Consider the following 12,999-nt stretch of genomic DNA (forward strand, 5'->3'; position numbering starts at 1 on the left):
TGGATCGCATCGCGGCGGCAGTCCGCGATCCTGGCATGCAGGCGCGCCACGCGTTGCTTGGCCTTGGCGCGATTCTTTGAGCCTTTTTGCTTCTTGGCCAGCCGGCGCTGAAGGTAGGCCAGCTTGGCTTCGTCGCGTTTCAGGTGGCGCGGGTTGCCGGATGTTGCCCCGTCGCTGGTGATGAACAGGTCGGTCAGCCCCAGGTCAATACCGGTCATCTTCGGCGTAATCGGCAGCGCCTCTGGCGAGAACTCGCACAGGCAACTGATGAAATAACGCCCTGCACGATCCCTTGAAATCGTGATGCTGGAAGGCGGGCCGGGCAACGGGCGGCTCCAGCGGATCGGCAAGGGGACGTTCGACTTGGCGATGGTGATCTCGCCATCCCGGTAGCGAAACGCGGCCTTCGTCAGGCGGATCGACTGTCGGCCATCCTTGCGCTTGAAACGCGGATAGCGCGCCCTGAGCTTGGGGTTGAAGAAGTTGTCGAAGGCGGCTTTCTGGTCACGCGGGGTTTGTTGCAGGATCACGCTGGACACATCGGCAAGCCAGGGATACGCAGCTTTCAGCGCCACTAGCCGCTTTTCCACTGCCGCATGCGACACCGACTCGCCGCGCTGCTGAAAGGCCTCAGTACGAAACGCTAATGAGTTGTTCCAAATGAAACGGGCAGAGCCGAACGACTGTGCCAGAAGCTCGGCCTGCTCAGGCGTAGGATAAAAGCGTTCCTTGTAGGCACGTTTCGTCATACTGGAAAAATATCAGGGGTTGGTGTCTATATCAACTGGCACCGCTTCGCGGTGCGCGCTTATATCACCCGCCCGAGTGGGCGATGCTTTACGCGCTGTTTGGTAATGAAAGACAACGAACGGACGAAGGCAACGACAACAACGAGACCGTTGACCATTAATTGATGTTAAGCCTCCGCGGTTCGGCGAAGCCATAGGCAGCCAAGCTCGCTGTCAACCGAGCGTCGTAGCCAGTGACAAAACTGGCCCCGGGGACAAGCCCGCGTGAGGCATTGGGCACGACCTCGGCAACACGCCGGGCGATGGCTTCACCGGAGTCGATCCAGTTGACACCCTTCGGCGAGGCGTCCACCAGGAAGTCCTTCAGCAAAGGAAAGTGTGTGCAGCCCAGCACGACCACGTCCAGGTCGGGTTCGATCCACAAGGGCGCCAGTGCGTCGCGAATCACTGCGGCATCCACTGACTCACCGGCGAGCCAGCGCTCCGCCTGGACCACAAGGGCGTCGGCGGCAACACGAGTGACGCGACAATCGGCAGCAAAGTCGTGTATCAGCTGGAGGGTATAAGGGCGGGATATCGTGGCGCTGGTGGCCAACAGGCCGATATGGCGTGACTGGCTTAGGCGCGCCGCAGGCTTGATGGCCGGTACCGTCCCGATCACCGGCACGCTGAGACTGGCTCTCAACGGTGCCAAGGCCAGGGTGCTGGCCGTGTTGCAGGCAAGCACTAGTGCCGAGCAATCACTGACGGCAAATGCCGCCTCACACACGGCCAGAATGCGCGGTATCAGCCAGCTGTCCTCGCGTCGGCCATAGGGCATCATGGCATTGTCGCAGGCGTAGGCCAGAGAGGCTTCTGGAAGGCGACGACGCAAAGCGCCGACGACGGATAGCCCTCCCACGCCGGAATCGAAGACCAGTATCGGACCCGCGGTCAAGATCGCCAATCCTCTCTCGCCGGCGCCGATGCTGAAGCAATATGCCGCGATGAGGCCTTCTCAGGCCAGTGACCCGACGTCATGGCGTCCCATTCGGCATTTGTCTTTATCTTGTAAGTACAGCGGCTGAGCATGCTCGAATACAGTGACTGATGGCCAGGGAGCGCGATTCTACCTTAAAACCCTTCAGACTGGCGGTTCCGGGGCCTCGCGGAGCTCTGCATAGAGCTCCGGATATGCCTCCTGCAAGCGCTCCAACTTGGCGGTGGCACCTTCGGGCAGGGCATCAGCCAGCTCATCCAATGCTGCATCGTCGAAGTGCTCCCGAATCAATGGAAAGAGCAGTTCGCGCTCATCGCGTAGATAGGCACGGTGGCTATCCAGATAGGCCTTGAGATCCTCGGAGAAACGATCCATCGGTATCACCGCATCCATGAGGATCATGTCGATATCGTTGGAGAGTCGCTTGAGACGTGTCTGCAATTGCCGGTAATCATTGGCCAACTGTTCGGTTATCTCGACGCTATGGGGTGCGACCCCCCTTAGCTGCTCGGCGCAAACGCGCTCAAGCGGCATGGTAAATCCGTCCATGTAATCGAGAATGTAATCGACGACCTCCCTGACCAACTGGAAATTGGGACGCTCGCCCTGATCAAGCGTCTTCTGCTTCAGCTGCAGGACGTGCAGAATACGCGCCATATTGGCATGATCCAGGCGTAATTGGGTCAGCATCGCCATGTCGTGGCCTCCTGTAATTCGGCAAGTGGTAACGAAGGCACCCCCATTGGACGCGCCAACGATGTCGGTGTTCATCGGATCATGGATTACATTGCCGCACCGGCTCACCCCCGGCAACCAAGATAACCGGATCATCTCAAACTAGCGCCTTGCGGCGAATACTGCCTCTGTCCCAAGGTCGTATTACCGATTCAACAGTTTTCAATTTAGCAGCCCGTCGTCAAGGAGTCAGACAATGGATCTTTTTTCCCCGGCCACGTTTGGCGAGGATGCCCCACTCGCCTATCGCATGCGACCTCGCCAGCTAAACGACTACGTCGGTCAACAGGCGCTGGTGGGGCCAGGCAAACCGCTGCGTCGCATGGCCGAGAGTCGCATCGTACGCTCGATGATTCTCTGGGGGCCACCCGGAACCGGCAAGACGACGCTTGCCGAGATCCTCGCAGCAGAGTCTGGCGCCCATCTGGAGCACCTGTCGGCGGTCATGGCCGGGGTGAAAGAGATCCGCGCAGCCGTGGAGCGCGCGCGCGTTCGCCAGAGCCAGCAACACCCCACACTGCTGTTTCTCGATGAGATCCACCGGCTCAACAAGAGCCAGCAGGACGCCTTGCTGCCTCATGTGGAATCGGGACTGCTGACGCTGATCGGGGCAACTACCGAGAACCCCTCTTTCGAGGTCAACTCGGCACTGCTTTCCCGGGCAAGGGTCCATGTCCTGACCTTGCTCTCCGAGGATGAACTGGTGGAAATCTTGCGCCGCGCCCTGACCGACCCCGAGCGTGGCCTCGGCAAGCGTCGGATTGAGGTTGACGACGAGGTGCTGGGCACCCTGGCTCGCGCAGCAGCTGGCGATGCCCGGCGTGCCCTGGGGCTTCTGGAGACCGCCTGCGACTTCGCCATCGCCCAGGGCGATGGTGAGCACCTGCCCCGCAAGGCGCTGAAAGACGTGATCGGCTATCAGGCAAGCGCCTTCGATAAGCAGGGGGATCACTACTACGACTTGCTGTCGGCCATTCACAAGTCGGTGCGCTCGTCGCGTCCCGACGCCGCATTGCTTTATATGGCTCGCTTCATGCAGGGCGGTGGGGACCCCCTTGACGTGATACGCCGGCTAGCCGCCATCGCGTCCGAAGACGTCGGAAATGCTGATCCACGAGCTTTGCCCCTGGTCATGTCAGCCTGGGATGCCTACCTGCGCCTCGGGGATTACGAGGGCCAGCGCGCCATTGCCCATGCGGCCATTCATCTCGCCGTGGCGCCCAAGAGCAATGCCATCGATCGCGCCTGGAAACAGGCCAAGACCTTCGTTGACAATCAACCCAGTCTCGAGGTGCCGGGCTACCTGCGCAACGCGCCTACCCTGCTGATGGAATCCCTGGGGCACGGGCACGGCTATCGTTATGCCCACAACGAGCCCGACGCGTATCCGGCCGGCCGCACGCACGACTGCTGGCCTGAGGACATTCCCGCCACCCGCTTTTATACCCCCAGCGAATACGGACAGGAGAAACGCTTTAAGCAGATGCAGGAATGGCGCGCTGCGTTGGATGCCGCGGCAGATGGCGAGTCATCTTCCATCCAGGGCCCAGCAAAAAAAGACCCTGCAAACGAAGACCCCGGCTCACCTTAAGCGTGAACGGGGGTCTTCATCGCCATACATCACGAGACTGCGGTTAGGGGGTCATCGCGAAGCCTGGCCAGACTCGCGAATCACGTCGGTGCCCTCAGGGATCTCGAACTCAAAACGCGAGTCGGGAATATCGCTATTCTGCTCCACCTCATCGAACTCGATGGCCGTTCGCTGACCGGTGCTGTCGGTCATCTGCAGCAGACCCAGCCGTTCGCCATAGAACGTCATCTCGAGTTCCTCGAACAGCGTATCTGGGTCGCGGGGCATCAGCGTGAACGACTCGGCGTTGCCTCGTTGCGAACGCGAGACGTTGTAGCTCTCGGTCAGTTCATCCGCACTTCCCGACAGCAGCAGCGCCGGGGTGTGGGTCACGCGATGATCCAGCTCCCTTACCGTGGCTTGTTCGAGGTCCGGGTCATAGACGATCACTTGTTCGCCGTCGGAGACCACCAACTGCTGGTAAGGGGCGTCCACTTCCCAGCGAAAACGCCCGGGGCGTGATAGCCACATGCGCCCATTGGCTTCCTGAAGACGCTGACCACTGCCATCGAGAATCTGCTGTTCAAAATCGGCTGCGTAGGTCTTGAGAGGCTCTAGCATCCGGGTCAAGCGCTCGGCACCTTCACTGGCGAGGGCGGTCAGCGGCATGGCGAGCGTCATGGCCAATACGGCGAGGGGCTTGTTCACTGTCATCGTCTCTGTCTCCCTGGACGGGTCCCACTAGGAAATCCTGTCGTTCGGACCCGGAAACCGCCGGCGTGTTGCATTGACGCCGTCGCTTCCATCTTTACTGCAAGGTTGAATATCACGCCCATCAACCGCTTACCGGGGGTGGCGCCAGCACCTCACGCGCGCCGTTGGTCCCCATGGTGGTGACTACGCCCGCCATTTCCATGGCTTCGACGAGCCGAGCGGCACGGTTGTAGCCGATTTTGAAGCGCCTTTGAACCGCGGAAATCGAGGCTCGCCGCGTCTCGGTGACGAATTGCACCGCCTCGTCATACAGCGCGTCCTGTTCGGCATCGCCACCATCTCCGGCCCCATCCGCTTCCAAGCCCACGAGAGCCTCAGCCGACACGCCTCCCGAGAGGATCTCTTCGATATATTCCGGCTCGCCACGACGCTTCCAGTCTTCCACGATGCGGTGGACCTCGTCGTCATCGACAAAGGCGCCGTGTACGCGGGTCGGCATTCCGGAACCGGCCGGCAGATAGAGCATGTCGCCATGCCCCAACAGGTTCTCGGCTCCGCCCTGATCCAGGATAGTCCGCGAGTCGACCCGCGAGGAGACCTGGAACGCCATACGTGTCGGTATATTGGCCTTGATCAGGCCGGTGACCACGTCCACGGAAGGACGCTGGGTAGCGAGTATCAGGTGAATACCGGCGGCCCGCGCCTTCTGGGCCAGCCGCGCGATCAGCTCCTCGACCTTCTTGCCGACGATCATGAACATATCGGCGAATTCGTCGATCACCACGACGATATAGGACAGCTTTTCGAGCACTGGCGGTGACTGGTGCATCTCCCAGGGCTGTGGTTCCCATAACGGGTCGGCCACTTGAGCGCCTGCCCGCTCGGCCTCGTCCAGCTTGGCGTTGAAGCCGGCGATATTGCGCACACCCATTGAGGCCATCAGCTTGTAGCGGCGCTCCATTTCGGCCACGCACCAACGCAAGGCATTGGCCGCCTCTTTCATGTCGGTGACCACCGGCGCCAGCAGGTGCGGAATGCCGTCGTAGACCGACAGCTCGAGCATCTTGGGATCGACCATGATCAACCGCAGTTCGTTAGGCGTTGCCTTGAGCAGCATCGAGATCAGCATGGCGTTGACCCCGACCGACTTGCCCGAGCCGGTAGTGCCGGCCACCAGCAGGTGGGGCATCTTGCCGAGATTGGCTACTACAGCGCCACCACCGATGTCCTGGCCCAGTGCCATGGTCAGTGCCGAGGCTTCTTGCTGATAGCGGTCGGAGTCGATGACTTCGCGCAGACGGATCATCGCGCGCTTGGGGTTGGGAATTTCGATGCCCACCGTAGGCCGGCCAGGAATCACCTCGACTACCCGCACGCTCTTGACCATCAGCGAACGGGCCAGATCCTTGGCCAGGTTGCTGATCTTGGAGACCTTGACCCCGGCCGCAGGCTTGATCTCAAAGCGTGTGATTACCGGCCCAGGCCAAGTGGCGACCACCTCGGCCTTGACCCCGTACTCACGCAGGCGGACTTCCAGCAGTTCAGCCATGTCAGTCAACTGCGCATCGGTGTAGTTGGGCTGGTAGGCCTCCGGGGGCGTTAACAGACGCAGGCTCGGCAACTCACCGGAGGGCTCGGGTAACCCTTCCAGTTGGGGTCGTTGGCTCTGCAGGTGTTCGACGGTCCACAGCGCCGGCCCATCGGGCTGGTCGGCAGCGGCGCGACCCTGTTCTGCGGTAGCCAGGTGCGGGCTGTGCTCCGTCGACGGCTCCGCCGGGCTGAAGGCTTCATCCCCCGTCGTCTCAGCCAGTGATTCCCCCTCGGCCTCAGCGTCCTCCCCGTCGACGGCTGAGGGCTCGGCCAAGGTCGGCTCGCGGCGCTCGCCCTCATGGGCCGTAGCTGCCGACGAGGCATCCGAAGAAAACCACGACGGAGACACCCTGCGCTGACTCGTTGCGTCTTCCGGTGACTGGCGTGATTCACGAGGCGACTCGGGGGCGATTGATGCGTCGGAGATTTGCCGGTCCGCGTAATCGTCACGGCTCGCACGCAAGGCGGGACCAGGCCAGGCTTCCGTCACCTCGTCATCATCTGACAGCACGGGCTCGGGGACGGTTTCCGGCGCAAGGCCGGGAACTGAAGCGGCTGGCCATTTTTTTGTCGCCGCTATGCTTTCCGACCTGACTGGCCTTACCGGCGCGGCAGACGTGCCAGCCGTCGGCGACGACGTGGGTTGTTGCACGTGCGCGGGGGCCGATGTCCGAGACTGCTGAGCAGTATAGGCTGCCTCGGGCCTTTTCGCCGAAGGGGTATGCTCGGGCACATCCCAGGGAATATCGGTCTTGCCGTCGTTACCGAAGCCTGGCTCACGACGCACCGACCCCTCGGTCGCCTGTGCGGGGTCAGTTGCGCGGCGCGCCCCGGGCAGCAGACGCCGCCACCAGCGAGAACCGGTGGGGGATTCCGCCTCATGGGCCGGGGATGTGACAGGCTCTGCCTGCGCCGATGAAGAGACCCGCGTATTGCTGGCCTTGTCGCTGCGTTCACTGCGCCGCTCGCACACCAACCCAAAGCTATCGACAATCCAGTGCCACAGGCGCAAGGCACGCAGGCCCAGCTCATCCATTACGGTGAGCCATGATGTGCCACCGAAGAGGGGAAAGCCGCACAGCATCGCCGCCAGCGCCAGCAGGCCGGTGCCGCCGATACCCACCAGAGGCACCAGAGCACCAACCAGGCCCTCACCAAGAATGCCCCCCGATGAGTAGGGCAGCACACTGTCGGGATGATAGAAATGCAGTGCGCCAAGGGTCGTGGTTCCCAACAGCAACAGCACGAGCCCACCGGTTCTCACGGCCAGAGCCGTGCTGTCCCAGGCAAGATGCACCTGGCGAGAGCGGAGCAAACGCCAGGCAGCGAACCCCAGCATTCCTGGCCACCAGAGCGCACTGACACCGAACAAGGAATAAAGCACGTCGGCGATCCAGGCGCCGATGGGACCCATCCAGTTAGCGACACTCGTTTCCGGGCCCGTTTGCGTCCAGCCAGGGTCGCCGGGCTGGAACGAATAGAACGCCAACAGAAGAAAGACGCAAAGCGCGAGGAGCACAATGGCCACCCCTTCCCCTGCTGCCCCTTGCAAGCGCAGGCCGAAACGTTTCGCCGTTTCCTTTGCATTTGCCGTGTTCACTCGCCGTGGCAAGGACTTGTCATTGGCACTCAATCGTCAATTCCCCTTACGCCACCTGTGACGTATTACGTTTACATCACACTAATCATACCCAGCAAGGGCATGGCATCACAGGGTCTTCGCGGACTAGTATCAGCTTGAGCTATGCTGCAGCGGGCGTCACACTAGCGTTCACGCTCGTAATGAAGCCACTCCTGAATGCTGCCCTGGCTCGCCGACTACCCCGTCATCTTCCCCCCCGTGGAGCTCGCGCTACGCGACCCGGATGGTCTTCTCGCCGCCGGAGGCGACTTGAGTCCAGCCTGGCTGCTCGCCGCTTACCGACGCGGCATCTTTCCCTGGTATGGCGACGACCAACCGATCCTCTGGTGGAGCCCGGATCCGCGCATGGTCCTGTTTCCCAGTGAAATGCGAGTACGGCGCAGCCTCGCCAAGCGAGCCCGTAATGGAGGCTTTCGCGTCAGTGCCGACCGCGCCTTTCCTCACGTGGTCGCCGCTTGTGCCGCCCCAAGGCCTGGCCAGCCCGGCACCTGGATCACCGCCGAAATGAGCAAGGCATACGAGCAGTTGCACGCCTTGGGTGCAGCTCACTCTGTGGAGGTATGGCATGATGGCCGCCTGATCGGCGGCCTTTACGGCATCGCCATGGGACCTGTGTTCTTTGGTGAATCGATGTTCTCACATCAACCCGATGCCTCGAAGATCGCCTTGATGCATCTAACCGATGCCATGCAGGGTGGGGGCGGTAAATTGATCGATTGTCAAATGCACACCTCACATCTTGCCAGTCTGGGAGCTCGGGGTATCGCTCGGGCCGAGTTCATCGGCTATCTTAAAAAGTGGCTAGGCGATGAGAATTGGCCGGGCGAGCTGCCATCAGACGGGGCAACCGGACCTGGCGTCATCCCACCGACCTGGTCATTCGCAAGCATTGGCAGCGCGCAAGAGTCGACTTCAGGGAGAAAGCCGTCGTGAGCAGCAACACCCCGCGGCAGCCGGTACGTGACCTGCGGTTCTTTCTTACTGTGCCGCATGGCTGCAGCTACTTGCAGGGACGCGAAGCTACCACGTTGTTTCTTGACCCTCAGGAAGCGCCTGGGCAAGGCGTTTATGATGCGCTGGCGCTGCTGGGCTTTCGTCGTAGCGGACGTCACCTCTATCGCCCTCATTGTGAGGGGTGCAGCGCCTGCATCTCGGTGCGAATCCCTGTGGATGACTTCACCGCGAGCCGCAACCAGCGCAAGGTGATAGCGCGAAATACCGATATTACCCTGCGTACCCGGCCGGCGATTTTCGACCCGGAGCATTACTCACTCTACTCTCGTTATATCCGTGCTCGACACGCTGATGGCGATATGTTCCCCCCGAGTCACGAACAATATCGGACCTTTCTGACCCTCAACCAGCCTTATGCGCGACTTCTCGAATTCCGCCTGGGTAAAAGACTGGTGGCGGTGGCAGCCTTCGATCAGCTCGAGCATGGCCTGTCGGCTATCTATACGTTCTTCGATCCTGACGACACCATGGATCGCCGTTCGCTTGGCACCTTGGCTGTCCTGTCATTGATTGAGCGAGCCCGTGAGCAGCACATGCCACATGTCTATCTCGGCTACTGGATTCGAGAATCCAGGAAAATGAATTATAAACAAGCCTTTCGTCCTCTGGAGATGCTGGATGGCAGCCGTTGGCGTCGCCTGATCCCCACATAATTCTTCGCGCTGCTTTTTTGCCTTGACGCCCCGCATGCGGCACAATACCGCGCTATTGTATCGGCAAGTTGGCGAGCCCAGGCTCTCGCACCGATCCGATTCATTATTCTCATCCACGAGGGACCGCCTATATGGCACGTGAAGATCATATCGAAATGGAAGGCGTCATCGTTGATACCCTTCCCAACACCATGTTTCGCGTAGAGCTGGAAAACGGCCACGTGGTGACGGCCCATATCTCGGGCAAGATGCGCAAAAACTACATTCGCATCCTCACGGGTGACAAGGTCAAGGTCGAGCTGACTCCCTATGACCTGTCGAAAGGCCGCATCGTCTACCGCTCTCGCTGAGCGGCAGGCGGCGCGCCTGGCCGCCTTCACCCCCCACTCGCTCGGCCTATGCCGTGCACAGCGCCTGACATACAAGGCAACGCCCCGTCCGAAGACGAGGCGCTGTTTTCTGGTCGCCGCCTAGAGACTGCCTACTCAGGGAGCGTCGGCCATCTCCGCTTCGGTGGAAAGGTGTAACTCCCCCTCCTCGACACTGACATGCACCACACCACCATGCTCGGAAAGTTCGCCGAAAAGAATCATCTCGGCCAACGGTTTCTTGAGCTTTTCCTGAATCAGGCGGGCCATCGGCCGAGCCCCCATATCGGGGTCGTAACCCCTCTCTGCCAACAGATCCCGAGCGGCTTCGTCCACGTCGAGTTGCACGCGCTTCTCGTCAAGCTGGGCCTGTAGCTCGACAAGGAACTTGTCCACCACGCTGCGCACAACTGAAGTGGGCAGAGAGTGGAACTGGATGATGCCGTCCAGGCGATTGCGGAACTCCGGCGTAAAGGTCTTGCGGATAACCTCCATGGCATCGGTGGAGTGATCCTGATGCTGGAAGCCGATGGAGCGCCGCGTGGCCTGCTCGACCCCGGCATTGGAGGTCATGATCAGGATCACGTGGCGGAAGTCCGCCTCGCGGCCGTTGTTATCGGTGAGACGGCCGTGGTCCATAACCTGCAGAAGCAGGTTGAAAACCTCAGGATGCGCCTTCTCGATTTCGTCGAGCAGCAGCACGCAGTGGGGCTGCTTGGTGATCGCTTCGGTCAGCAGGCCGCCCTGGTCGTAGCCGACGTAGCCGGGAGGCGCACCGATCAGCCGCGATACGGTGTGGCGCTCCATGTACTCGGACATGTCGAAACGCACCAGTTCGATGCCCATGATATGCGAGAGTTGCCGGGCCACTTCGGTCTTACCCACACCAGTAGGGCCAGCGAACAGGAAGCTGCCCACCGGCTTATCCGGCGACTTGAGACCAGCCCGAGAAAGCTTGATCGCTGCCGACAGGCTGTCGATGGCCTCGTCCTGGCCGAACACCAGCATCTTCAGGTCGCGATCGATGTTGGCCAGCAGCTTGCGATCCGAGCTCGAGACACTCTTTGGTGGAATCCTGGCGATGGACGCCACGACGGCCTCGACCTGATCCACATCGATAGTCTCGACGCGCACCTCCATCGGCAACAAGCGCTGGTGCGCTCCGGCTTCATCGATCACATCGATGGCCTTATCGGGCAGGTGTCGGTCATTGATGTACCGATCCGCGAGACGCGCAGCACTCTCCAGCGCCGCATCCGTGTACTTGAGCTGATGATGCTCCTCGAAGCGCGAGCGCAGCCCCTTGAGGATACGGATGGTGTCATCTACCGAAGGCGCCGGTACGTCAACCTTCTGGAAGCGCCGAGCCAGCGCGCGATCCTTCTCGAAGATACCCCGATATTCCTGGAATGTCGTGGAACCGATACAGCGCAGTTCGCCCGAAGAAAGCATCGGTTTGAGGAGGTTGGAGGCGTCCATCACGCCGCCGGACGCTGCGCCGGCACCTATCACAGTATGGATCTCGTCAATGAACAGCACGGCATTGGGCTGCTTGCGCAACTCCGCCAGCAGGCTCTTGAGGCGCTTTTCGAAATCGCCACGATATTTGGTGCCGGCCAGAAGCGCACCCATGTCGAGCGAATAGACCACGGCATCACCGATGACCTCGGGGACATCCTCCTCGACGATGCGCTTGGCCAGCCCCTCGGCGATGGCCGTCTTGCCCACGCCAGCCTCACCAACCAGCAATGGATTGTTCTTGCGACGACGGGCAAGGATCTGCACTACGCGTTCCAATTCTCGGTCGCGGCCGATCAACGGATCGATCTTGCCCAGACGTGCCTGCTCGTTGAGATTGGTGGCGAAACCTGTCAACGGATTCGTGCTGTTGTCGCTGCTAGCCTCCTCCGATTCCTCTGCCTCCGCCGAGGGCGAGGACTGACTGTGACCATGTCCCGCCACCTTGGAAATGCCATGGGCGATGTAGTTGACCGCATCAACACGCGCGACGTTCTGCTGCTTGAGGAAGTAGACCGCCTGACTCTCCTGCTCGGAAAAGATGGCTACCAGCACGTTGGCGCCGGTCACTTCACTTTTGCCCGATGACTGAACATGGAATACGGCACGCTGTAATACACGCTGGAAGCCCAGCGTCGGCTGCGTCTCGCGATCACCCTGATCGTCGGGGATCAGCGGCGTGGTGGAATTGATGAAATCCTGCAGATCAGACCGAAGCTTGTCGAGGTTTGCCCCGCAGGCTCTCAGCACATCTGCTGCGGACGCGTTATCCAGCAGCGCCAGCAGCAGATGCTCCACAGTCATGAACTCGTGCCGCTTGGAGCGCGCCACGGTGAACGCTGTATTCAGGGTCAGTTCAAGTTCTTTGCTAAGCATGGCAGTCCCCTTCTCGCCGCATAGGGCTTGCGTCGGATCTATCAAGGTCCGGCATCATCAACATCGGGTACAAACGCCGCCGTTGCAAGTTACATCGTCCAACGGCATCGCTTTCACCCCTAGCGACCATGTCCGGGGGTCAGTCCGCTTCCTCGATGTCACTGAGTAACGGATGCTGACATTCTCTTGCATATTGATTGACCTGATGGCTTTTGGTTTCAGCAATGTCGTGAGTAAAGATACCGCAAGTGGCCTTGCCTTGTGTATGAACCGTCAGCATTACCTGCACAGCGGCCTCACTATCCAAGTAGAAGAAGGTCTGCAGCACCTCAACCACGAACTCCATGGGGGTAAAATCGTCGTTGTGCAATATCACTTTATACAGTGGCGGCTGAGCCAGATCCGGCTCGGCGTTCTGTACCGCCAGATCGTCATCGTTCTGCTCCCCGGGGTCACCGGGGCGCGTCATACCAGCGTTGAGCGACGCATGCACTGCCCACGACGCCTGTTCGTCTGTCTTTAACATAAGGCCCACTATCCATCTCGACAAGCCGACTGACGATAACCATCTCAACTGTAGTTGGACGCCAT

Annotated in this window: 11 protein-coding genes; 4 read left to right on the forward strand and 7 right to left on the reverse strand. The window is 60.6% G+C overall.

Annotated elements, in window-relative coordinates:
- From KG088_RS12390 to KG088_RS12400, 3 genes are all read right to left on the reverse strand, one after another.
- Window positions 1–749 (reverse strand): RNA-guided endonuclease InsQ/TnpB family protein (locus KG088_RS12390; RefSeq protein WP_213825850.1); only part of this gene is annotated, 749 nt, incomplete at its 3' end.
- Window positions 750–906: 157 nt separating this feature from the next.
- Window positions 907–1,695, reverse strand: a complete 789-nt coding sequence (gene murI, locus KG088_RS12395) for a glutamate racemase (protein ID WP_406565606.1) — start codon at window positions 1,693–1,695, stop codon at window positions 907–909.
- 177 nt (window positions 1,696–1,872) lie between these two features.
- Window positions 1,873–2,418 (reverse strand): hemerythrin domain-containing protein, encoded by a 546-nt coding sequence (locus tag KG088_RS12400; RefSeq protein ID WP_213825998.1) that lies wholly within the window; start codon window positions 2,416–2,418, stop codon window positions 1,873–1,875.
- A 241-nt stretch (window positions 2,419–2,659) separates the two neighbouring features.
- Between KG088_RS12400 and KG088_RS12405 the strand changes: the two genes are divergently transcribed.
- Window positions 2,660–4,054 (forward strand): replication-associated recombination protein A, encoded by a 1,395-nt coding sequence (locus KG088_RS12405; protein ID WP_213825851.1) that lies wholly within the window; start codon window positions 2,660–2,662, stop codon window positions 4,052–4,054.
- 51 nt (window positions 4,055–4,105) lie between these two features.
- Here the strand turns inward: KG088_RS12405 and lolA are convergent, their stop codons facing one another.
- Both lolA and KG088_RS12415 read right to left on the reverse strand, forming a co-directional pair.
- Window positions 4,106–4,747: an outer membrane lipoprotein chaperone LolA gene (lolA, locus tag KG088_RS12410; protein WP_213825852.1), complete on the reverse strand. Its 642-nt coding sequence runs from the start codon at window positions 4,745–4,747 to the stop codon at window positions 4,106–4,108.
- A 121-nt stretch (window positions 4,748–4,868) separates the two neighbouring features.
- On the reverse strand, window positions 4,869–7,949 hold the full coding sequence (locus KG088_RS12415; protein ID WP_406565607.1) for a DNA translocase FtsK: 3,081 nt from the start codon (window positions 7,947–7,949) through the stop codon (window positions 4,869–4,871).
- 186 nt (window positions 7,950–8,135) lie between these two features.
- On the opposite strand from KG088_RS12415, the gene aat reads away from it, so the two are divergent.
- The 3 genes from aat (at window position 8,136) to infA (ending at window position 9,996) form a co-directional block, all read left to right on the forward strand.
- Complete coding sequence (gene aat / locus KG088_RS12420) at window positions 8,136–8,912, forward strand: leucyl/phenylalanyl-tRNA--protein transferase (protein WP_213825853.1); 777 nt, start codon at window positions 8,136–8,138, stop codon at window positions 8,910–8,912.
- The gene (locus KG088_RS12425) at window positions 8,909–9,646 is read left to right on the forward strand and encodes an arginyltransferase (RefSeq protein WP_213825854.1); all 738 of its coding nucleotides are present in this window, start codon (window positions 8,909–8,911) and stop codon (window positions 9,644–9,646) included. The genes aat and KG088_RS12425 overlap by 4 nt, the downstream gene beginning before the upstream one ends.
- A 131-nt stretch (window positions 9,647–9,777) precedes the next feature.
- Window positions 9,778–9,996: a translation initiation factor IF-1 gene (gene infA / locus KG088_RS12430; RefSeq protein WP_007111068.1), complete on the forward strand. Its 219-nt coding sequence runs from the start codon at window positions 9,778–9,780 to the stop codon at window positions 9,994–9,996.
- Window positions 9,997–10,131: 135 nt separating this feature from the next.
- On the opposite strand, the gene clpA is transcribed toward infA, so the two are convergent.
- Both clpA and clpS read right to left on the reverse strand, forming a co-directional pair.
- A complete protein-coding gene (clpA, locus tag KG088_RS12435; protein WP_213825855.1) occupies window positions 10,132–12,408 on the reverse strand; it encodes an ATP-dependent Clp protease ATP-binding subunit ClpA in 2,277 nt (758 codons plus the stop codon).
- Window positions 12,409–12,547: 139 nt separating this feature from the next.
- A complete protein-coding gene (gene clpS / locus KG088_RS12440; RefSeq protein WP_213825856.1) occupies window positions 12,548–12,934 on the reverse strand; it encodes an ATP-dependent Clp protease adapter ClpS in 387 nt (128 codons plus the stop codon).
- Window positions 12,935–12,999 lie beyond the last annotated feature (65 nt).

The organism is Halomonas jincaotanensis, from assembly GCF_018448785.1.
Lineage (GTDB): Bacteria > Pseudomonadota > Gammaproteobacteria > Pseudomonadales > Halomonadaceae > Halomonas > Halomonas jincaotanensis.